A 21,305-nucleotide genomic window follows, 5' to 3' on the forward strand; every position below is an offset into this window, starting at 1 on the left:
GAAGCGGGTGATAGGGACCCGCTTTCGCCAACGAGAAGTATTCAACCAGCAAAGGGATTATGGTCGAGTATTTTGAGACATACTCCATAGGTAATTTTCCAATTTTCTAAATGTCTTAGGTGTGAGTGGATGAAGCCAGTAATTGCCTCACCGATTTACAGAGTCGAGAATATGGGTCGGGATTTTGTCCTCCCATAACCAACTCAGAAAGAGGTTTCGCATCCTGCGACTCGGTAGGTACAGCGTGATAGGTTTCTTGTCCCTGATCTGAGACCGCCAAACCCATTGGATCAATTCCGTGAGTGCGTAGTCGTCTTGGCTAACTGATCCGGCCCCGAGAAACCTGAGGATGTTTGGATTGATAAACTGGTTGTAGAGGTAAATCAGGTGCGTGGCGTTCTTATAGTCGTTTGTCCCGCGCGTGGTGTTTGGCAACCAATGAACGCGACCGCTGCGCCCTTGCAGCCTTGAGTTTTTTGCGTATGGACCCGGACGAAACTTTCCAACTTCGACACCATCGGAGTCGACTTTTGGGCTTTTTCCGTCCGCGAACCACTTATTCTTCGGGCAGGTCAACAGAATGTTGTCCAACGATACGTCTTTAAGTGGACGTCGGGCCAACGAGCAAAGTGCTTTGGGTACCAACCGATCATAGTCACTTGGCTTTCCCTCTTTCCGGTCGACTTGCTCAGTATAACTGAACGAAAGCTTGGAGAGAGACGGAATTCCTTTGACGGTGATCAGATTGCGAACTTCTCGAACAAAGGTTTGCTCCAATGAGGGATCGCCTTTGTCGTGCTTGGGGTTCAATCCGATACGCTTAAGGTACGCCGCAATGATCGAACCTTCTGCCTTGTAGGTGTAGAGCGTCAACGACTGACCTGCCTTCAACAATCCCTCTGGCATCACAGCTACGTTGTAACCGCCATGAATGTTAAATAGACGACCAGCCTTTGCAGCCTTGTAGTATTTCAAGTTCACATGCTCTGTGAGATCAGCACATTCCTCATCCCAAGCTGGTGTCGGGATGACCTGAGATGTCTTTCCATCAACCGTACAGAGACCAGCTTTGATGAACAGGCGCTCCCACGCACTCGCCTTAACTTTGTAGTTGGCATCAATAACAGATAGAACCTCATCAATGTGGAGATGATAAGGATCAATCAACCCTTCCCTTTCCACCTCAGCTAAGGTGTCGAACATGGCATGAGTGGTAACCACGTTCTGTCCGTCAGAGAGTAGCCGCCTTAAAGAATGTATTTTCTTAGTGGTGACGACTTCATCACCATTCTCATCAAATTCGATTTCGGTCTCAGCCTCAGGTTGCTCAAAGGTGATACCTCGCTGCTGTGTCGCAGCTATCACTCGGTCGCATTCACTCAATAGAGGAACAACGACCAAGTATTGTTGATGATGTTCAAATGAGTTGAGCATCTCGGTTGTCTTGCCGAAACCACAGGGTCGGTCTTTGATAATTATAGTTCGAACGTGGGTAGCGGACCCCAAGTCAAAATTTGGGTCATATTTCAATGGAATGATCCTTTGTCGTGAATGTCAGAATTTATAGAAGTGTTATTAACAACGGGGCCGGAAACCCCTTATTTTTATGGCTCAAATTGAGGTGTGTACCGCTTCCGAGTGGTACGGCTGTCTTGTTGGCTCTTGTGATAGGAACAGTCGGCACCCTCAGAGAACCTGAGGATGACTGAGACCTTCTCTCGTTTGCTGTCGGTGGCCTTAAGTGGACCTGAGGAAACCTGAGTAGCGTTCATGAAAAAAGAAAGAACGCAGACAAAACTCTGAGGTGATTTCTCCATATGAAGGGTTAATTACGTTGCCCCTCAGAGCCCACAGAAGGCCCTCAGAGTCCAACAGGACCTTAGTCACCCCAACCTACCTGAAATCGAAAGATGGACTCAGTGACTCTCTGCGTGGCTCTGTGAGCATCCACCTAAATTAAAACCATCACCAATCCACAAGATGTAGTGGCCTTGCGATGCCTAAAGCTTGGGCTGTCGTGAACCAACAGATCACCCAAACCCGTACACTCTGCACGTACAGATTACCGTAAGTTACTGAAATCAAACAGCGTGATACGAGTAACGATACCCGAAGCACCAATGATCGAGCGTGTATGTTGTGCCATATGACAACTTTATTCCTTCCTGCCCTGTCTCACAGTGGATCGAAGGTTGGCTGTCAGTTGACCTGGGTGTGCGGTCGGTTGGGCTGACGGTTTGCTGTGGGGGTACGGGGGGTAGCCCGGAGCGGACCTACCGATAATACCCTCACAGATTTTTGTGGAATTTAGCGAGGCCCTCTTCGCTTTGGGTTGAGTTGGGCTTGCTCCCCATTCAACTCTAGTGCACTTTCGTCTCAACCATAGAAGTATTTTGGAGCTAGTATGCTTGATCCAGTCACCGCGACCGCATTAGGTGCAGGGGCCACTAAAGCAATTGAGAAAACTTCATCAAGTTTTGTCGAAAAGATTTCTCTAAAGTTTGCGAAAGATAAATACGAACAATTAGTTTTCGTGCTGAATAAGGGGCTTCCAAGTTATCTCGCAGCGAACTATGCAAAATGCAACACTTTAAAAACACTCCTCAATCGAAATGATCCCGTCGAACTTGAGGACTGTTTCGTCGGCCCAGACTTTGAAACAGAGAACAGAGTCTCATCAACTGAGGAGTTTTTGTCTGAGGTAAATGCATCATCAGGTAAGTACGTTATCACTGGGTTGGCAGGAAGCGGAAAGTCCGTATTTTTGAAGTATGCCTTCACAAAGACAATTGAGTTAGGACATACGTACTACCCAATTTTCTTTGAACTTCGCGCACTAAACCGAACCGAGCGCAAAAAAGACCTCCTACTCTCCAACGTGTTTGACTCGATAAAGAGTTGCTGCCCAGAATTCACACGAGCCCAATTCAACTACGGCCTAAAAAGTGGTGCGTTTTACTTTCTTTTTGATGGCTTCGATGAACTCTCTCAAGATATTCGAGAGCAGATTGCAGACGAAATATGTTCTTTGTCCAGAGACCAATACAAATGTGCGGCTTTGATCACAAGCCGACCTAGCGACGAGTTCGTTTCGTGGGAAGGCTTTAAGGAAGTAAAATTACTCCCATTCGATTTGGATAAGTCTGTAGAATACATATCGAAGCTGAGATTTGATGAAGAAAAAAAGCAAGACTTCATAGCGGATCTAGAAATAGAATTATATGAAAAGAATAGTGATTTTCTCTCCAATCCATTACTGGCAGCGATGATGCTATTAACTTACGATTCATTTGGAGAAATTCCGGAAAAGCGACATATATTCTACGCCAAATGCTTCGATGTACTCGCTCGTGAACACGATGCTTCAAAAGGAAGATACAAACGAGAAATTTTTTCGGGCATGACGATGGACCAACTCGAAAAGACTTTCATGTTCTTTTGTGCGTTTTCATATGTAGAAAGAACAATATCTTTCACCAAGGAGCAGATGGAAGACTTCACTAGGGAGGCGATTTTAGCATGCGGCCTGAATGCTGACAGCACCTCTGTTATTAGAGATTTTCGAGAATCCATATCCATAATGGAATTAGACGGTCTCATCTATGAATTTGCTCACAGGTCCTTTCAAGAGTACTTCTATGCCCGGTTTGTTGTAAGCGACCGAAAGCTCTCTTTAGCTAAAAAGATAAATTGGCTAATCGGAAACTTTGACTCAGAAGATACCATTGAAATGATTGCCGATATGGACAGAATTTACTTTGAGGACGAATTTTTACTGCCGGAGCTAAAAAAACTCAACAAACAGATTGAAAAAATCGACCCTCAAGACAACCCCTCCTCTATAATTGGAAAGTTCTTTAACCGGGTTCACGCGACCAGTTTGAGCGTAGAGGAAAGGGAAAAAAACAAGAGAAACATATATTACTCCCATGACAACCATCGAAATGTATTTTTCTTCAGACAAGCAATGACAAAATATAGAACATACACTAGAAACACTGTGGATGCGGCCACGCCAGAAAACTGGGTCAGCGGCTACAAAGCCGCCGAGATTCTATATGAAAAGTACGGTGGTGAAATAAAACCCCATCATCGGAACAACTTGAAACTTATTGAAGTTGGCGGTGACACTTTTGCAGCGAGAGCGAAAGTGGCGTTGAAGGCATTAGAGCAGCATCTAGAGGACGTTCAGGCAAAGCGGAGACGCGGTATAGGTTCGCTGATCAGAAAGCACTACAGCGAATGACCTACGAGTCCCCAAACGCCTAGCTTTGAAATTCCAAAGACTTTGAGCAGTTGCTCTCTATTTATTATTAGGGCAACTGCTCATCGGTGCGACCCGCTCGAACTACATAACTTACTACTTCAAACCGAGCTCTAACTTTGCAGCGGAAACCTCACGGTTTCCCTGAGCCCTCTCAAAGAACGCCTGACGCCCCTTGAGTACCGCAAAGCCCTTTGAATGCTGATCCATCCAAGCCTCTGCGGCTTGCTCGTAGTCCCGCTTGATGTTTGCGATGGCCTCCGCCTTGGTACCTGCGGCTCTCGTTCGGTTACCCCAAGAAACCGCATGAACAGAGGGTCATCTGCCAGCGCCTCTAGTGCCTCACGGTAGGTCTTACCGTTGATCTTGGTGGTGCTGAACACGTCCTGATATTGGTCGTAGAGAGACCGCTTGCCATCATCGGCTTTGTAGTCCCTCAGGTCCTCATTACGGATGAAAGAGCCAGGACGCCGCAAGACGTACTGTTTCCCAGTGTGTTCGTTTGCCTCGATCAACAGCTTCATGGCCTTGTCAGTAGACTCAGGCTTACCGACAAACAGATGATTACCTGCCAAGTCGTCTTGGTCAGTGTAGACATATGGCTCCCCGGTGAACTGGTTCCGCTCAAGGTCTACATCATCCATGTTGATCACCGATGAGAAGTGACGAGCAAAGGCGTTCAAGGTCAGAGGCTCAGCTTTGTACTTGTGGCCACTGTCGTCTAACGACTGGTTTGCCTTCCTGAGAATGTTCGGGAAATAGCTTTCAGCCATAGTGTGAACTGGACGTTTCCACGCCTCGCCACTCTCGAATGAACCACCAGTGGCTTTGACCAGACTTTCCAACCCTTCCATGAAAGAGTTATTGGTCACAGCCTCAGAGAACACATAAGCCATCGCGCCAATCTGCGCTTGAAGCATCTCGCCCTCACGTTCGAACTCGCCGCGTTCTTGTCGCTCACTTACTTTCCGCATTCGGATCATGGTGTTTGCGAAGAACTTCATCGGGAATGCAAAAGGCTCGAACCGTTCATAGCTATGCCATTCACCATTAACGTAGATGCTATAGGGTGGAATGACCTTCCGACGCATGGACGCATCGACATAGTTCCGTTCCTCGCCACCGGTGATCTTACCCTCAGCGACCAAGGCCATTGTCCAACCAACAATGCTTAGACCAACGGCATATTCACCAGCGGCCCTAGCCTGAGAAGCTTTGCCATTGTGACCCATCAGGTCATCCCAGAACTTAGAACTACCGTGTTTGCCCTGAGAAACATTTACCAGCTTAGAGGCTATCGCAATGCTCTCTCGGACACCCGGAGTCATCCTTATGCCCTCGTCAGTTAACCGAAAGAATATCCTCATAAACGGAAACAGAAAACGACCGGCCATTGTGCCGTTCGTGATCTCCGAAGCCCTGCCCATCAGACGCTCACCATGGTAGCTGCTCTTGGGATCGAACTGCTTCTGAAACGTCACCTCCTGCGCCCTCGTAATCGCCAGCATGTCCAGTCCCGCCCCTGTCTCAGGGTCAAACGCTTTGTCCATCCTGTCTTTGATGAAGTCTTCTTTCTTAGCACCTTTAAGTCCAGCCAAATCGGCATCTAAGACCGCCGAGGCTCTCACCTCACCACGATACGCCAGCTGCTTGATGAACTGGTCTGTGCCAATCATCAAACGAGACGGATATGTCAGGATATGGTTCTTATACACCGGATCAAGACGCTCAAACTGGGTGATGTCATCAAGGATCGGTTTCATCTGCTTATACGCTTCAATGGCGTAATGCAGACTGTCCTTCATCCCTGTGGTCATCCCAATGACCTTCTGAGCGGCCATCTTGGTCATCTGCTTGTCACGCGACAGTGCGCCCCAAGCTGCCTCGTAGGCAATCCGAGAGGTCATCTGCGCGAATGACGACAAGAAGTTGGTTTCGTGGGTTTTGATACCCGAGAGCATGGCGTTGTAGCGCCACTGTTCCAGACCACGCAGAGCTTTGTTGAGCTTACCTTCCTGCTCGATCTGAGCCTTGGCATCCTCAAGCTGTTGCTTGTTCTTCTGTTTCAGGATTGTACCTGACCGGTGTGCCTCGTCCCCCATCGCACGGACTCGCTGGAAGGCCAGTACAGGGTCGACACCCTCTTTAACCAGTTCACGGTACCTCTGGGACAAGAACGACCCATTACCACCGCCCTCAGTCTCTCTGAGACGCTTTGTGATCTTCTTCTCGACAACCCGAGTAGCATCACGGACAGCCTTCTTGGTCTGACGTTTGCTGAGGCCTTTGGCCTCGGCTTCCTCAGCGGCTTTCTTAGCTGCCGAAGTGATCTCATCGTAGATGTTCATTTGACCGGCACGTTGACCCAACAGTGCACCTGCGGCTGACCCGAGGTTCGTGTTAAGCGCCTCAACCTCCATCGAAAGCTGAACCTGTTTGTGGAACATTTCCCGCATCACAGCATCTTCGTGAGCGGACAAGCGACCACTATTCATAGCAGCTTCGACTAGACCAGCCATACGCTCTGTTTGAGCTCGAAGTGACCTTGAGGCCATCTGAATGGCGTAAGAACGTAGACGGAAATCAGCGATAGTCAGACTGTCAGCGTCGGCCCATTTCCTAAGCCCTTGAATGTCTCCTGAGTCTACCATTTTCAGAGCTTGCTGGAACGGTTTCATGATCGCGCCTTTGAGTTGATCTCGGGTACGAACACCGTGTTCTGCAAGCGTATCTGTGGCGTCCTTAAGGTAACCCTTGGCAATATCCCAAGCAGTCTGGTTGTCAGTCACGGACCGTGCAGCGTTCCAGATTTTGGTTGCACGATCGATCGCCAACTGGTGTTCCTTGGCGGAGACTTGAGGTTTACTTGGGGTACCTGTGAGACTCTCAGCTGCCTGTTCGAACCTCGGAGGGATCGACTCGATTACAGCGACCTCGGCTTCCTTAGCGATATCCTCAGCGACCTTTGTAGCTGCATTGGCAGGTTGCGTATCGGCTGCGACTGTACGAGCAGCTCGTTCGGCATCGAAGTGCCAGAGACGTTGCTGTTCAGAGAAAGACATACGGGGATCTGGTTTCGGTTCCTGACGGATTGTCGAGGCCAGTTCCTCAGCATCAACATCATTGATGATTTTCTGAATTTCAGTAGCCGCATCGTCTGGGTTTACCTTACCGGTACGAACACCTCGGACCACTCGGGCAACACCCATCATGATCGCGTCTACACCGACACCAACCACACCGCCTTCCAAGGAGCGCTTGAAGCGTTTCTCAGCTTCGGTGTCGTCAATATCGTGACGTAGATATTCATCAATGAAGCTGTTCTCTACGCCGAAGTAATCGGCCAGAGCTGTCGTCATCAGAGGGTCATCTTCATCGAAGGAAACATAGTCGGTGGCCATACCGATGACGGTAGCCATCGCCAGTTTACCTTTGGTTCCAGCTTGTTCCAGAACCTTGAGTTTACTAGCGGCCCCTGTGCCGGTGAAGAAAGGCGCTGCAAATTGAACAGCACCCTCCGTGATCTGACCAGTCAGTGTCTCAGGTTTCTCAATCACTCCACGGAGGATCGTATCAGCGTCCCACTCTACGCGGGACTCAGAGCTATCTCTGGCCCACTCAGGGACCTCGATACCAGACTCATCCAATTGACGGATGTACGCAGGATCGAGACGACGAGCATTGAACATCGACTCGTTGATCTCAGAGACAGCACCAAAGAGGCCGCGAGTTGCGGCCCCCGGTAATTCTGAGAGATGCTCAAAGAGACCATGAGGTTCCTCAAGGGTTGAGTAATGCTCTGAGGCACCCTGCCCCCACACTTTGTTAAAAGCCTTAGCCAGGGGTGCGGCTTCGTCTGTTTCCTCTTTGAGAGCGGCAATCATATTCTCATGCGGACCGGATAGGATCAGCTGGGTTAGCTCCATACTATTCCCAGTTGCTCCCGCGATATCCGCTTGGAGCGATAGATCATTCTTTGCCTTTTCACGGATTTTCTCCACCTGTTCAAAGGTGAAAGTCCCGTACCATTTATTAGCGCCCTTTCGGGCGTTGTTGTTGTCGTTCATATATGAATTGTCCTTAAAAATTAGTCTTGTGAGCGGTGCATCAATCATACGCCGCTTTGATTTTTCCCGAGGCCAGCGAAAGTGAGCCTGTGGTAAGGCCCCTTTCGCCAGCGCAAGGAATAGCGCCGCCTCCCCCATAATGGGGCGGCACTAAAGAAAACTAGTGTGTTGAGTTTCGGTCTCTGGACATGACCATCAGGCTTCTGTGTGTCCCGTCGCAAGGCGCAATGAGAAAGCCCCCATGCCGCGATGGTTAGACACACGTCCCCCGTTAGTTTTACCCAGAGGTAGGGATTTTAAGATCATCATTCACGCATCATCGAAAAGACTAGCCGCCTTCCCTAGCAACCCCACCCTGCGGCCTAGAAACCGCCCATCGAATACAACCCGTTCGACCGGTCAAGGGTGATGATCTTCATATTCAATTGTCAAAGAGCACGGTCGCCTTTCAGCGACCTGTCAGCAGAACATACTCGAACCACCAACTTAGCCAAGTTTCTATCCTTTATCGGAGTGATTGTAAAGTCGATTTTTGCAATTACTTGTAATTATTACCGTTCCACCATATCTTCAATGAAGACTTCTCTCCGGTAACGTAACTAATAGGTAAAAAATGCACCACCAAATCCAACCCGGAATCGAGTTTCTACGGCGGTTCGAACAGTTTGATACTAAAATGCAGTTGAGCACGGCTCTAACGCTCTTATACATAGCCAGATTTCAGGATCGACCTCAGGGCGTAACAACTGCAGATATACAAAACTGGGTCGGCTTGGGTACTGCGGCAGCTAGTAGAAACACGAACTACTGGGGCCAAGGAACTGCTGACATGCCGAATTCGGGTGTTAATTTGATCAGTGTTAACATCAACCCAAATGACCGTCGCAAACGAGAACTGCGATTGACACCGAGAGGGGAAAACTTCGTTGCACAGTTGGAAGCAATCCTCTCTGGCACCAAGGAAAATTAGTCTATCCGACAAAGAAAGGGGCCAGCGCACTTGCTAGCCCCCTGTTTGCGAAGTTTGACTAAGCCTTAGCAAACTAAGGTATCAAATTCAGCGTCAACTGGATGCGTTTCCCCGGTCACCTGCTCGTAAGCGTGCATGACATCCATCAATCGCTTCTTGAGGCTTTCCCGGTCATACTGATTGTTCAGCCCCCATCCGGTTTCTAGTTCCAACCCTGCGATCAAATCAGCGTTCTTCTGATCGGCCAGCATCAGATAGTGCAACATCACCCGCTCATGGAGAGCTTGAGCAACCGACAGTGTACCTAAGCTTTTCATTGTCATCTTCTTTTCCTTCTCTACTCGTTAGGTTTCTTGGGGTTTAATTTCAGTGTGCTTCAAGTCGAACTGAGGGAGACACAAGGCTTCCCCCGAGTTCTTCATACAACGCCTTGAAGGTTGATAGGATCACATCGTCCAACTCTGCCCTCTTGGCATAGACGCTGATACCAATGTCATCTTTGTTTGAATGACCGACAGCCAGGTTCCTAGCTTCACGGGCTACACCCGCATTCACCAGAGCCGACACAGCAGTCCTTCTAAATGAATGCATGTCCCATTTGGAGTTGTCGCCTTCTAGGTTCTTTCTGGCCTTCTCCAAAGCTTTCCCGAGGTAATGGCTTGGTTGCTTGTCGTAGCCGCCCAAGTTGATCCGAGGAAACAGCCGACCTTCATTCTCAGGACAAGACGGTTCGACTATTGCCGCTTGCTTGATGGCTTCTCTGAGCAAAGAGCAATCATCATCACCAACGATCATGACTGTCCGCTTCCCTGCCTCAGTCTTGGCCTCAGGGATATTGATACAAATGCAATCCCCTCTGTCGTCAATATCTGACAGGTAACGCCCACAGATTTCATTCAGTCGGCATCCGGTGACCCAGAGTAGACGCACAGTCACGAACATCTCGAATTGGTATTTGAGAGCGTCATTGGCAGCGATGTAAGTCAGAAGGCTTTCGGCTTCCTCTCGGGTCACCGGCCTAAGCTTTTTCTCTCTCGGGTCAGCCTTCTTCTTCTGACCCGCCACGCGCCTCAAGAGCGACGAGAATGGATTGCGTACATCAGGATCGACCAAGCCCCAATGATCCAAGACGCGCCAGTAAGAGGCTAGGCAGCACTGATAGGACTGTAAGGACCGCGCTGAGAGTAGTTCTCCGGTCCTCTCAGATGGTGTCCTTTTGAGGTACTCCATGAAATCCAGAGCCAACGTCCTGTTGATCTCAGTAACCTCAATGTTCCCCGCGAACGCCTCAAAGCCCTCAAGGTGCTGTCTGTACCTTGCCTTGGTGGACTCTTTGATACCATCTGCTTCGGTCATCCAGCGGTGAGCCGTGTCCCTGACGGTATTCCCTTCTTGCGGGTTGTGTCGTGCAACTTGTTTGATCACAGGCTCAGGCGTTGAACCCTCACCAATCGACGCAAGAATTTCCGGCAAGACTTCCTTTCGCCGGACCAAAGCCTCAGCTAAGTCCTGCGTTCCAAGGCCCCGCACGATCTCTTTCTTACCGATGATAGCTTGATATTCGTTGGGTACTGCGACTCTGATCGCGTATCCCTTGCCTCTCTTAAAGAGGCCCTTTGGCACCCGTACATCCATCTCAAAAGGCTCCAATTACCGTTACATTCGGTGAAGAAACCTGTTGAAAATCAAGTACTTGGTGCGGTCGAGAAGACTCGAACTTCCACGGGAGTTACCCCACAGCGACCTCAACGCTGCGCGTCTACCAATTCCGCCACGACCGCACTGCCAATGACTTGGTAGAGGGGCGTATAGACGCTGAAGATCGAGATGTGAAGAGACAAAAACACACAGGTTTGAATTCCTTCCGGCGGGTCATATCTTTACGACCAACACACCCCAATCTCCCTTCAGGAGCGCAATCATGTCCGCGACCGACACACGACCTATTGTTCAAATCGACATTGTCTCGGATGTGGTTTGTCCTTGGTGTATTGTTGGGTTTCGGCAGCTTGATCTGGCGTTGCAGCAACAAAATGTTCTGGCGAAACTTCGGTGGCACCCGTTCGAATTAAACCCGACCATGCCGCGCGAAGGTCAGAACCTGCGTAAACACATCGTGGAGAAATACGGATCAACACCAGAACAGAGCCAACAAGTGCGAGAGCGATTGACTCAGCTTGGGGCCGAGCTGGGGTTTGCCTTTAATTTCAACGATGACAGCAGGATCGTGAACACCTTTGCAGCACATCAGCTATTGGACTGGGCAGAAACCCAAGGTCGCCAGCACCCACTGAAGCTTGCCCTGTTCAAAGCGTATTTCACGGATCAGCAGGATGTCTCGGACATCGAGGTTTTGCTTGATGCAATTCAGACGGCCGGGTTGGACCGCGACGCCGCACGTGCAGTGCTAGATTCTGGTACCCACGCCGGACCAGTACGCGACAAACAGCAGTTTTGGGCCAACCACGGCATCTCGGGCGTTCCCTCCATGGTATTCGGGGGCAAGTATCTTCTGACCGGCGCACAAGGCACCGACACATACGCGCAGGTTCTGGAACGTTGTCTGACCGAGATCGCCTGACCCCTTCCCCTTGCCGGTACCGCGCGATAAGGAGCCATCATGGAATGGAAGATCACCGACGGTTTAACTGATTACACCGAGGCCGTTGCCTTCATGGAGGCTCGGGTGGCGGCGATTTCTGCTGGCGAGGCGGATGAGTGTGTTTGGCTGCTGGAGCATCCACCGCTTTATACAGCGGGAACCTCTGCCCGGATCGAAGATTTGACCGATCCTGACCGGTTTCCTGTCTACGAGGCCAAGCGCGGCGGAGAATATACTTATCACGGGCCTGGCCAGCGCGTCGCTTACGTTATGCTGGACCTTAACAAACGCGGCAAGGACGTGCGGGGCTTTGTCAAAAAGCTTGAAAATTGGGTGATCGCCGCGCTAGCGGAATTCAACGTAACAGGTGAGATCCGCGACGGTCGGGTCGGCGTCTGGGTAAAACGGGATGACAAGCCTCTGACCGTGACAGGCCAACCCGCCGAAGATAAAATCGCGGCTATCGGGCTACGCCTGCGCAAATGGGTCAGCTTCCATGGCATCTCGATCAACGTCGAGCCGGACCTCGAACATTTTTCCGGCATCGTGCCTTGTGGTATCACCGAACACGGCGTGACCTCTCTGGTCGATTTGGGGTTGCCGGTAACACTGGCGGATGTCGACGCTGCCTTGCAAAAAACCTTTGCTGAATGCTTTCAGCCTGACCAAAACTGACCTTGGCGCGAATCAATTCCCTAAGCAGTTCGATTAACAATAACCCCCTAATAACACTCTTTGTTTCCGGATTGGATTCAATCAGTCGATAAGCTCATTCATTTTGGGTTTAATTCTGCCAAAACTCACTCTGATGAATACAAATCAGCCATTCAAGGTTAATCTAATCTTACCGTTCTAGAGTGAGTGGTGTGTTAAACCGGTGATCCTGGGTCTCCCAGGTGTCGGACAAGTGTTTGGTTACGAGTCTGCCGTTCCGACCCCAAATCGGAACGGCAATTTCTTTTCAGGATTCGTCCAAAACGACCTTAAGGTGACATTGGCTGATATTGAGGCGCATTTAGCCTCAGAACGCGTGGGACTCTTCGATTGGAACCGTGTTCAAGCACGCAGCCGAATTGCACGTATCGCCACCGACTATGAGGGAAGGCACGATCACATATGTGCCGTTTTCATGCATTCGGTGACCATAACGCGTGTCTTGGGCTGCAGAAGGCAAAGACGTAATCAGGCCAGCGCTTCTTTGACCCGCTCTGCATGCTGAGCAATCAGATCAAAGTCGCCCATATTTCCCGGCGGACGCATCGGAACACCTTCCTGTCGCGGCAGGATGTGGAAATGCAGATGGAAGACCTCCTGCCCGCCTGCGGCTTCGTTGAACTGTTGAACCGTCACACCGTCGGCGTCAAACGCCTTGACCACCGCCTTCGCCAGTTTCTGCACGGTCGACATTACGGCGGCCAGTTGCTCGGGCGAGGCATCTAGCAGATTTCGGCACGGCGTTTTGGGAATGACCAGCAAATGACCGTCCGACCGCGGCATGATGTCCATGAAGGCCAGCGTGTCGTTGTCCTCGTAAACGCGGGAGCAGGGAATTTCCCCGCGCAGAATCTTGGCAAAAATGTTGTCGGGATCGTAATCGGCCATTTCTAACCTCCGGTTTCTTATCTTGTGGCCAGTTCTGCGGCCCACATTCCTGCGGGTCAAGGCGGAACTCTGCCAAGCGGCGCGCCGGGCCAATTTCGATGCCTTGAAATCCGGGCAGTAATTGCCAAATAGAGCGCATTCTAGACCAAGAATTCGCGGGTTATCCTCCTGCCCGCGACAATTATTCTTGATCCAGATCAAACTCGGCCATTGAAGGCGCCCCCTTCGCAATCTAAAACCAGCAGGAATCCCGCGCGCTGGAGAGGTCCGGCTGCGCGGTGCAGTTGCAACAGGAGGCACCTAAATGGCAGACGCAGCCATTCATGGTCACGAGCATGAAGATAATCGCGGTTTCTTTACCCGCTGGTTCATGTCGACCAACCACAAGGACATCGGGATTCTCTACCTAGTCGTTTCGGCACTTGCCGGTCTGATCTCGGTACTGATGACCGTTTACATGCGGCTCGAACTGATGCACCCCGGTGTTCAGTACATGTGCCTGGAAGGCTTCATGGCCGACCCATGTACCCCCAACGGACACCTCTGGAACGTCATGATCACCTATCACGGTGTTCTGATGATGTTCTTTGTTGTCATCCCGGCCTTGTTCGGCGGTTTTGGCAACTATTTCATGCCGTTGCAGATCGGTGCGCCGGATATGGCGTTCCCACGAATGAACAACCTGTCCTTCTGGCTGTACGTCGCTGGTACGTCGCTGGGTGTGGCCTCGCTGCTGGCCCCGGGTGGTGGAACCTATCCTGATGGTTCGGTGCAACCGGGTTCGGGCGTCGGTTGGGTTCTCTACCCACCGCTGTCGACAACCGAAAGCGGCATGTCCATGGACCTTGCGATTTTCGCCGTACACGTATCGGGCGCCTCCTCGATCCTCGGCGCGATCAACATGATCACCACCTTCCTGAACATGCGTGCCCCGGGCATGACCCTGTTCAAGGTGCCGCTGTTCAGCTGGTCGATCTTCGTCACCTCGTGGCTGATTCTGCTGTCGCTGCCGGTTCTGGCAGGCGCGATCACCATGCTGCTGATGGACCGCAACTTTGGTTTCACCTTCTTTGATCCGGCCGGTGGCGGCGATCCGATCCTGTATCAGCACATCCTGTGGTTCTTTGGCCACCCGGAAGTGTACATCGTGATCCTGCCCGGTTTCGGCATCATCAGCCACGTGATCGCGACCTTCGCACGCAAGCCGATCTTCGGTTACCTGCCGATGGTCTGGGCGATCATCGCGATCGGTGTTCTGGGCTTTGTCGTGTGGGCACACCACATGTACACCGTTGGCATGTCGCTGCGCCAGCAGGCCTACTTCATGCTGGCCACGATGGTCATCGCGGTTCCGACGGGCGTTAAGGTCTTCTCGTGGATCGCGACCATGTGGGGCGGTTCCATCGAGTTCAAAACGCCGATGCTGTTCGCCTTCGGCTTCCTGTTCCTGTTCACCGTTGGCGGTGTGACCGGTGTGGTTCTGTCGCAGGCCGGTATCGACCGCGCCTATCACGACACCTACTACGTGGTTGCTCACTTCCACTATGTGATGAGCTTGGGTGCCGTCTTCGCGATCTTCGCGGGTGTATACTTCTACTTCTCGAAGATGACCGGTCGTCAGTACTCGGAGTTCTGGGGCAAGGTTCACTTCTGGCTGTTCTTCATCGGCGCCAACCTGACCTTCTTCCCGCAGCACTTCCTAGGCCGTCAGGGCATGCCGCGCCGCTATATCGACTATCCCGAGGCATTCGCCCAGTGGAACTTTGTATCGTCGATTGGTGCGTTCATCTCGTTCGCTTCGTTCCTGCTGTTCTTCGGCATCGTGATCTACGCCCTGCTGCGCGGCGCGAAAGAGACCCGTCCGAACCCCTGGAATGAATACGCGGATACGCTGGAATGGACCCTGCCCACCCCGCCGCCCGAACACACGTTCGAGCAGTTGCCCAAGCAGGAGGACTGGGACAAGGGCCACGCGCACTGATCCCGCCCCAACCAAAGAAAACCCCGCCAAATCGGCGGGGTTTTTTCGTTGCGGTACAGGGTTCATGGTCAAAAGTCGCCAGATGCACAAAAATCGGCTATTCTATTGTTGGCGACACATCCGGCAACCCGGGGGTATCCTATGCCTGCAATCGACTTTTGGTATTCAATCGGCAGCACCTACAGCTTCCTGACGATCATGCGCCTGGACGACTGGTGCGCAGAGCATGACGTTTCGGTGAAGTGGTCCCCGTTCAATGTGCGCACTGTGATGTCGGAACAGAACAATATCCCGTTTGCCGGAAAACCGACCAAGTCAGCATATATGTGGCGGGACATAGAGCGTCGGGCAGCCAAGTATCATATTCATGCCCGGTTACCTGCACCCTACCCGATTTCGGACCTAGCATTGGCCAATCAGGTTGCACTGCTGGGCATGAGCGACGGCTGGGGCAAGGATTTTACCCAAACGCTGTATCGGATCTGGTTCGAAGAAAATATCGAAGCTGGCAGCGAAACAGCCATCAGCGAAGCACTGCATCGTTGCCAACAAGATCCGCGCATGGTTCTGGCCCGCGCGCGCAGCCCTGACACGATTGCGGCCCTTGAGGCGGAAACGGACCGCGCCCTGAAATTGGGTGTATTCGGCGCGCCCAGCCTTGTTGTTGGCGGCGAGGTGTTCTGGGGGGACGACAGGCTGGATGACGCTCTGTCTTGGGCACGTGTCGGTCATGTAGCCTGATCATTTTCAGTCGACACGCACCTGCAATACGCTAGTTTTCTGCTATGCCTTACCAATGGACTCAAACCTCTGAGACCGAACAACAATTGCGTCTTTGGCCGCACAACTCATTGCCGCGGCGTGGGGCGATGATTGTAATCTTGTCCGTGTTCCTGTTCGGCCTGATCCCACTGCTGGCGATGCTGGGATCTGTCATCCTGTGGGGGCTGCTCCCCTTCTTGCTAGTGACCGTGTTGGGGCTATGGCTCGCCATTCAGTCCAACTACCGCGCCCGCAGTGTGTTCGAAGTTCTGACGCTCAGCGGAACACGGGCCAAGCTGATCCATCAATCTCCGGGAAGAGAGAAGCAGGAATGGTCGTGCGATCGCTATTGGGCGCGCCCCGAGATGCATGAAAACGATGGGCCAGTACCACACTATGTCACCTTGATCGGAGACGGGCGCGAAGTTGAAATCGGTGCTTTCCTGTCCGAGGAAGAGCGCATAGCGCTATACGATGAACTGATACAAAAACTGCGCGAACCAGTCGCGCAGTAATTAGCGTTTTAAGAAGAGTGCAATCTTAACTGCTTAACTGTTTGACCCGGCGCATAGATGGTCTTTGACCATCGGTCCAACCTTACCGAAATCCATCTGGCCGGTATAACGGGTCTTCAACTCGCCCATGACCTTGCCCATGTCACGGATGGACCCTGCCCCAGTTGCAGAGATCGCCGACTGAATGGCTTTCGACACCTCTTCGTCATCCATCTGCTTGGGCAGAAATTCCTCAATGACCTCAACTTCTCGCAGCTCGCGTTCGGCCAGATCCAACCGCCCGCCTTCTTCGTAAGCGCGCGCGCTTTCCTTGCGCTGCTTGGTCATTTTCCCAAGTATTCCAAGAACTTCGGCGTCGCCACAGCCCTTGACCTCTTCATTGTCCGAGGCCCGCGAAGCGATATCTCTGTCCTTGATTGCGGCGTTGATCAGCCGCAGCGTCGACAAGCGCTCAGCAGCTTTGTCTTTCATTGCTTGCTTCAGGGCGGCATTCACCCGTGATCGCATATCCATATGGTCTGTCCATCCCCATGGCAAAGGAACCCCGACCATATCGAAACAAAAAGCGCGACACAACAGGGGGCAAATATCGCTAAGCCATTGTTTTTCCTCAATAGCCCAAAATTTGAACATACTTGACCCAGCGCCCCAACCCCCTTAGGTATGCGCCGATTTACCCAATAGGAGAGTCGCCCGATGGCCCAGAACGCCCCGTCCAAGCCCACCGCATGTCTGGCATTGGCCGACGGAACACTGTTCTACGGGATGGGCTTTGGCGCCACCGGTCAGACCGTGGCCGAGCTGTGCTTTAACACCGCCATGACCGGGTATCAGGAAATCATGACTGACCCCTCTTATGCAGGGCAGATCGTGACCTTTACCTTCCCTCACGTCGGCAATGTCGGCGTCAACCCCGAGGATGACGAAACCGGTGATCCGGTTGCCGCCGGGATGGTTGTCAAATGGGACCCGACCGAGCCTTCAAACTGGCGCTCGGCCGAAGAACTGAAAATATGGCTTGAACGTCGTGGACGCATTGCCATCGGCGGAGTGGACACGCGCCGCCTGACCCGCGCCATCCGTCAGCAAGGTGCCCCCCATGTGGCGCTGGCCCATGACCCCGAGGGTAATTTCGATATCGAGGCTCTGATCGCCGCAGCGCGCGGATTTGCCGGGCTTGAAGGTATGGATCTGGCTAAAGAGGTCACCTGCGCCCAAAGCTATCGCTGGGATGAGATGCGGTGGGCCTGGCCTGACGGCTACTCGCGTCAGGAAGCGCCTGTGCACAAGGTTGTCGCCATCGACTATGGTGCCAAGCGCAACATTCTACGCTGTCTCGCCTCGGCTGGCTGCGACGTGACCGTTCTGCCCGCCACCGCAACGGCGGCAGAGGTTCTGGCGCATAGCCCCGACGGTGTATTCCTGTCCAACGGCCCTGGCGACCCGGCAGCAACCGGCGAGTATGCCGTTCCGATGATCAAAGAGGTTCTGGACACCACCGACCTGCCTGTCTTTGGTATTTGTCTGGGCCACCAAATGTTGGCACTGGCGCTGGGTGGTCAGACAGTCAAGATGAACCACGGCCACCATGGTGCCAACCATCCTGTGAAGGACATGGAGACTGGCAAGGTGGAAATCACCTCGATGAACCACGGCTTTGCGGTCGACGCTCAATCGTTGCCCGAAGGCGTAGTGGAAACCCACCGCTCGTTGTTTGACGGGTCAAATTGCGGCATCCGCATGACCGACCGCCCGGTTTATTCGGTACAGTACCACCCCGAAGCTTCGCCCGGTCCGCAGGACAGTTTTTATCTGTTCGAGCGCTTTGCCGATGCAATGGCAAGCCAGAAAGAGCAGGCATAAACGCCGCTTCGAACATAGTTAACCCGCTGTTAACCTAGTTTTGACAACCCTGACGCCAAGTAACCGCGTCGGGGTTGTTTCTTTATGGTCGAACTGAACCTGCAGCATTTCTCGCATGCCGCGCCAATCCCTGCACAGGCAAGTAAGCCTCTTGGGGCATATCTGATCGACCGCGGATTGATCACTCGGTCGCAATTGGACGAAGCTCTTGTTCTGCAATCGTGGCAACAGGCGCCTTTGGGTGAACTTTTGGTGTCTGAAGGTTGGGTCACCCGTCACGATGTGCAAGATGCTCTGTCCGAGCAGCATGGTTTGCAAACCGCCGATCTGGACCGCCAACCTCCGCCCCCCGATTTGTGCCAGATCATGCCTGTCCAATTCTGGTTGACCCACAACGTCATACCGTGGAAGCGAATTGGTCCCGTTCTCATGATAGCCACAGCGCGCCCGGATCGCTTTGAAAAGGTCCACGCGGAACTGAAAGGGTGCGGTCGGACGATTATTCCTGTGCTTGCCGGAAGCGATCAAATAGACGATGCGATCTCTCGCATGTTTTCTACCTCGCTCGCCAAAGCAGCCGAATGCCGGGTGGAAACAGAGCAGAGCTGCCGATCCTGGTCTCTGCGATCTCCGGTTTGGTCGGGTGCCATTCTGCTGGCGATGATCATTCTGTTTCTTGCTTTTCCCATGGTCGGGCTTTCATTTCTGGTTGCAGCAGCAGTCATTAGCTTGGCTCTATTCACGTCCCTGCGCATGATTGGTTTGCTTGCCTATCTTTGGCGTCGCCCCCCCCAACGAGCCGAGGCTACAAATCTCAAAACGCCTCACCCCCTGCCCTGTGTATCCATCATGGTGCCTCTGTATAAGGAGCGCGAGATAGCAGATGCCCTTATTCAACGGCTGACGCGGCTGACCTATCCCAAGTCTCTGCTGGACATCATCCTGGTACTTGAAGAAGCCGATAAGATCACCCGCTCCACCTTGGCCGAGGTTGATCTGCCCAGTTGGATCAGAACCATCGAAGTACCAGCACTCAACGGTCTAACCACCAAACCCCGCGCAATGAACTATGCACTGGATTTCTGCCGCGGCGATATCTTGGGTGTCTGGGATGCAGAAGATGCACCACAACCGGATCAGATTGAGCGTGTTGTCCGAAAATTTGCGATTGTGGGAAAGGACGTGGTCTGCCTGCAAGGTGTTTTGGACTACTATAACCCGCGCACCAATTGGCGGTCGCGCTGCTTTTCGATCGAATACAACAGCTGGTTCCGTGTTGTCCTTCAGGGTATCGCGCGGCTTGGTCTTGTTGTTCCCTTGGGCGGGACCACTTTCTTTTTCCGCCGTGATAAACTGTTGGAATTAGGTGGGTGGGATGCCCACAACGTTACTGAAGATGCCGATTTGGGGGTGCGTCTGTCCCGATCCGGTTATCGAACCGAAATGGTTGACACCGCAACGTTTGAAGAGGCCAACTTTCGCGCTTGGCCTTGGGTGCGGCAGCGTTCGCGCTGGCTCAAGGGGTTCATGGTGACCTATCTGGTTCACATGCGAGCCCCAATGCGCCTTTATCGCGACCTCGGCCTATTGCGGTTTCTTGGCGTTCAGGCCTTTTTTCTGGGAACCGTTGTCCAATTCCTGCTGGCCCCAATCTTGTGGCTTTTCTGGCTCACGAGCTTTGGACTTCCCAGCCCGTTAGATCCGATCTTGCCCGCAACGATGACGGCAGTCCTGATCGGGCTGTTTCTGGCCGCCGAGATCACGAATGCGGTCGTCGGGATCGTCGCTGTTTCCGCGCAGGAAAGGCGGTTCCTTTTGCCATGGATTCCAACCATGCCGTTGTATTTCCCACTTGGCGTGCTGGCTGCGTATAAAGCTCTTTGGGAACTAATACTTAACCCGTTCTTTTGGGACAAAACGCAACACGGTCAAGCCAGCGAGGAAAGTCCGCCGGCCGAATGATCAATTCTCGCGCAGAACTGCATCCTGCTTCAGGCGGGTCATGAACGCGACCGAGATATGCTCTTTGAGCGCACGCCCCGCAGCCTCTTCATCCCGCGCAGCGATGGCTTCGACAATGCCCTTGTGCTCGCTCTGCGCAATCTCACCGCGCCCTTGCACGGCCAGAGAGGTAGTGGCCATCAGCGCCATAGTGCGATGAACAAGGTCCAGTTGCTGCACCAGATACCGGTTGTGAGAAGCAAGATGAATTTGCTCGTGAAAACGCCGGTTCGCGCGCGACAGGGCCGTGGGATCGTCGACCAAGGCATCGTCCTCGGTCACCATATCCTGCAACACCTTGATCTCTTCTTCGGTAGCGTGCTTGGCTGCCAGCTTCGCGGCCAAACCTTCCAGCTCTCGCCGCACCACATACAACTCGGCCATTTGGTTGTGGTCCAGCGACGCGACGATAAGCGACCGCCCGTCGCGCTCAAGCAGCGACTGCGTCTCCAACCGTTGCAACGCCTCGCGGATGGGTGTGCGCGAAACCCCGAACCGTTCCGCCAGTTCGCTTTCGACCAAACGGTCGCCGGGCTTGTAGACACCCACGTCGATCGCTTCGAGAATAAGGCTATAGGCGTCTTTGGTCGGCTGTCTGGGTTGGGGCATAGTGTGGTTCGTCTCCTCGTTCGGACATGTCTATCCGCCACACACCCTGCGGATCAAGAGCGGCATTGA

The 21,305-nt window shown here is 52.6% G+C and carries 15 protein-coding genes and 1 tRNA gene; 8 read left to right on the forward strand and 8 right to left on the reverse strand.

Translation table 11 applies throughout. From position 1 onward, the window contains the following. Window positions 1-147 precede the first annotated feature (147 nt). Window positions 148-1,434 (reverse strand): hypothetical protein, encoded by a 1,287-nt coding sequence (locus tag ACR0D7_RS02045; RefSeq protein WP_480677524.1) that lies wholly within the window; start codon window positions 1,432-1,434, stop codon window positions 148-150. A 970-nt stretch (window positions 1,435-2,404) separates the two neighbouring features. On the opposite strand from ACR0D7_RS02045, the gene ACR0D7_RS02050 reads away from it, so the two are divergent. Next, on the forward strand, window positions 2,405-4,246 hold the full coding sequence (locus ACR0D7_RS02050) for an NACHT domain-containing protein (protein WP_480677525.1): 1,842 nt from the start codon (window positions 2,405-2,407) through the stop codon (window positions 4,244-4,246). Window positions 4,247-4,377: 131 nt separating this feature from the next. Here ACR0D7_RS02050 and ACR0D7_RS02055 read toward each other — a convergent pair whose 3' ends face one another. The 4 genes from ACR0D7_RS02055 to ACR0D7_RS02070 all read right to left on the reverse strand — a co-directional run bounded on the left by ACR0D7_RS02055 (window position 4,378) and on the right by ACR0D7_RS02070 (window position 11,082). Continuing rightward, window positions 4,378-8,331 (reverse strand): hypothetical protein, encoded by a 3,954-nt coding sequence (locus ACR0D7_RS02055; protein ID WP_480677526.1) that lies wholly within the window; start codon window positions 8,329-8,331, stop codon window positions 4,378-4,380. A gap of 1,035 nt (window positions 8,332-9,366) precedes the next feature. Further along, window positions 9,367-9,624 (reverse strand): hypothetical protein, encoded by a 258-nt coding sequence (locus ACR0D7_RS02060; RefSeq protein WP_480677527.1) that lies wholly within the window; start codon window positions 9,622-9,624, stop codon window positions 9,367-9,369. Between the two features lie 43 nt (window positions 9,625-9,667). After that, window positions 9,668-10,936: a tyrosine-type recombinase/integrase gene (locus tag ACR0D7_RS02065; protein ID WP_480677528.1), complete on the reverse strand. Its 1,269-nt coding sequence runs from the start codon at window positions 10,934-10,936 to the stop codon at window positions 9,668-9,670. 59 nt (window positions 10,937-10,995) lie between these two features. Continuing rightward, a tRNA-Leu gene (locus ACR0D7_RS02070) sits at window positions 10,996-11,082 on the reverse strand. A gap of 140 nt (window positions 11,083-11,222) precedes the next feature. Between ACR0D7_RS02070 and ACR0D7_RS02075 the strand changes: the two genes are divergently transcribed. Then, entirely contained in the window at window positions 11,223-11,882 is a 660-nt protein-coding gene (locus ACR0D7_RS02075) for a DsbA family oxidoreductase (RefSeq protein WP_480677529.1), read from the forward strand. A 39-nt stretch (window positions 11,883-11,921) separates the two neighbouring features. Then, window positions 11,922-12,578: a lipoyl(octanoyl) transferase LipB gene (gene lipB, locus ACR0D7_RS02080; RefSeq protein WP_480677530.1), complete on the forward strand. Its 657-nt coding sequence runs from the start codon at window positions 11,922-11,924 to the stop codon at window positions 12,576-12,578. Window positions 12,579-13,085: 507 nt separating this feature from the next. Here lipB and ACR0D7_RS02085 read toward each other — a convergent pair. Beyond that, entirely contained in the window at window positions 13,086-13,505 is a 420-nt protein-coding gene (locus ACR0D7_RS02085; RefSeq protein WP_480677531.1) for an HIT family protein, read from the reverse strand. A gap of 304 nt (window positions 13,506-13,809) precedes the next feature. Here ACR0D7_RS02085 and ctaD point away from each other — a divergent pair, with 304 nt between their 5' ends. The 3 genes from ctaD to ACR0D7_RS02100 all read left to right on the forward strand — a co-directional run bounded on the left by ctaD (window position 13,810) and on the right by ACR0D7_RS02100 (window position 16,763). Next, window positions 13,810-15,486 (forward strand): cytochrome c oxidase subunit I, encoded by a 1,677-nt coding sequence (gene ctaD / locus ACR0D7_RS02090; RefSeq protein ID WP_480677532.1) that lies wholly within the window; start codon window positions 13,810-13,812, stop codon window positions 15,484-15,486. Window positions 15,487-15,627: 141 nt separating this feature from the next. Further along, window positions 15,628-16,227, forward strand: coding sequence for a DsbA family protein (locus ACR0D7_RS02095; RefSeq protein ID WP_480677533.1), 600 nt, complete (start codon window positions 15,628-15,630; stop codon window positions 16,225-16,227). Window positions 16,228-16,271: 44 nt separating this feature from the next. Continuing rightward, window positions 16,272-16,763 (forward strand): DUF2244 domain-containing protein, encoded by a 492-nt coding sequence (locus ACR0D7_RS02100; protein ID WP_170569495.1) that lies wholly within the window; start codon window positions 16,272-16,274, stop codon window positions 16,761-16,763. A gap of 33 nt (window positions 16,764-16,796) precedes the next feature. Here the strand turns inward: ACR0D7_RS02100 and ACR0D7_RS02105 are convergent, their stop codons facing one another. Next, window positions 16,797-17,276 (reverse strand): GatB/YqeY domain-containing protein, encoded by a 480-nt coding sequence (locus tag ACR0D7_RS02105; protein WP_170381508.1) that lies wholly within the window; start codon window positions 17,274-17,276, stop codon window positions 16,797-16,799. Between the two features lie 183 nt (window positions 17,277-17,459). Here ACR0D7_RS02105 and carA point away from each other — a divergent pair, with 183 nt between their 5' ends. Then, on the forward strand, window positions 17,460-18,626 hold the full coding sequence (carA, locus tag ACR0D7_RS02110; protein WP_480677534.1) for a glutamine-hydrolyzing carbamoyl-phosphate synthase small subunit: 1,167 nt from the start codon (window positions 17,460-17,462) through the stop codon (window positions 18,624-18,626). Between the two features lie 84 nt (window positions 18,627-18,710). Beyond that, the gene (locus ACR0D7_RS02115; RefSeq protein WP_480677535.1) at window positions 18,711-20,588 is read left to right on the forward strand and encodes a glycosyltransferase; all 1,878 of its coding nucleotides are present in this window, start codon (window positions 18,711-18,713) and stop codon (window positions 20,586-20,588) included. Here ACR0D7_RS02115 and ACR0D7_RS02120 read toward each other — a convergent pair whose 3' ends face one another. After that, window positions 20,589-21,236: a GntR family transcriptional regulator gene (locus tag ACR0D7_RS02120; protein WP_480677536.1), complete on the reverse strand. Its 648-nt coding sequence runs from the start codon at window positions 21,234-21,236 to the stop codon at window positions 20,589-20,591. Window positions 21,237-21,305 lie beyond the last annotated feature (69 nt).

The organism is Ruegeria sp. BB7, assembly GCF_056539365.1.

Bases quoted from the DNA above. Each gene is read 5' to 3' on its own strand.
- ACR0D7_RS02045 (WP_480677524.1), bottom strand. From the start codon at position 1,434: ATGCTCAACTCATTTGAACATCATCAACAATACTTGGTCGTTGTTCCT.
- ACR0D7_RS02050 (WP_480677525.1), top strand. From the start codon at position 2,405: ATGCTTGATCCAGTCACCGCGACCGCATTAGGTGCAGGGGCCACTAAA.
- ACR0D7_RS02055 (WP_480677526.1), bottom strand. From the start codon at position 8,331: ATGAACGACAACAACAACGCCCGAAAGGGCGCTAATAAATGGTACGGG.
- ACR0D7_RS02060 (WP_480677527.1), bottom strand. From the start codon at position 9,624: ATGACAATGAAAAGCTTAGGTACACTGTCGGTTGCTCAAGCTCTCCAT.
- ACR0D7_RS02065 (WP_480677528.1), bottom strand. From the start codon at position 10,936: ATGGATGTACGGGTGCCAAAGGGCCTCTTTAAGAGAGGCAAGGGATAC.
- ACR0D7_RS02075 (WP_480677529.1), top strand. From the start codon at position 11,223: ATGTCCGCGACCGACACACGACCTATTGTTCAAATCGACATTGTCTCG.
- lipB (WP_480677530.1), top strand. From the start codon at position 11,922: ATGGAATGGAAGATCACCGACGGTTTAACTGATTACACCGAGGCCGTT.
- ACR0D7_RS02085 (WP_480677531.1), bottom strand. From the start codon at position 13,505: ATGGCCGATTACGATCCCGACAACATTTTTGCCAAGATTCTGCGCGGG.
- ctaD (WP_480677532.1), top strand. From the start codon at position 13,810: ATGGCAGACGCAGCCATTCATGGTCACGAGCATGAAGATAATCGCGGT.
- ACR0D7_RS02095 (WP_480677533.1), top strand. From the start codon at position 15,628: ATGCCTGCAATCGACTTTTGGTATTCAATCGGCAGCACCTACAGCTTC.
- ACR0D7_RS02100 (WP_170569495.1), top strand. From the start codon at position 16,272: ATGCCTTACCAATGGACTCAAACCTCTGAGACCGAACAACAATTGCGT.
- ACR0D7_RS02105 (WP_170381508.1), bottom strand. From the start codon at position 17,276: ATGGATATGCGATCACGGGTGAATGCCGCCCTGAAGCAAGCAATGAAA.
- carA (WP_480677534.1), top strand. From the start codon at position 17,460: ATGGCCCAGAACGCCCCGTCCAAGCCCACCGCATGTCTGGCATTGGCC.
- ACR0D7_RS02115 (WP_480677535.1), top strand. From the start codon at position 18,711: ATGGTCGAACTGAACCTGCAGCATTTCTCGCATGCCGCGCCAATCCCT.
- ACR0D7_RS02120 (WP_480677536.1), bottom strand. From the start codon at position 21,236: ATGCCCCAACCCAGACAGCCGACCAAAGACGCCTATAGCCTTATTCTC.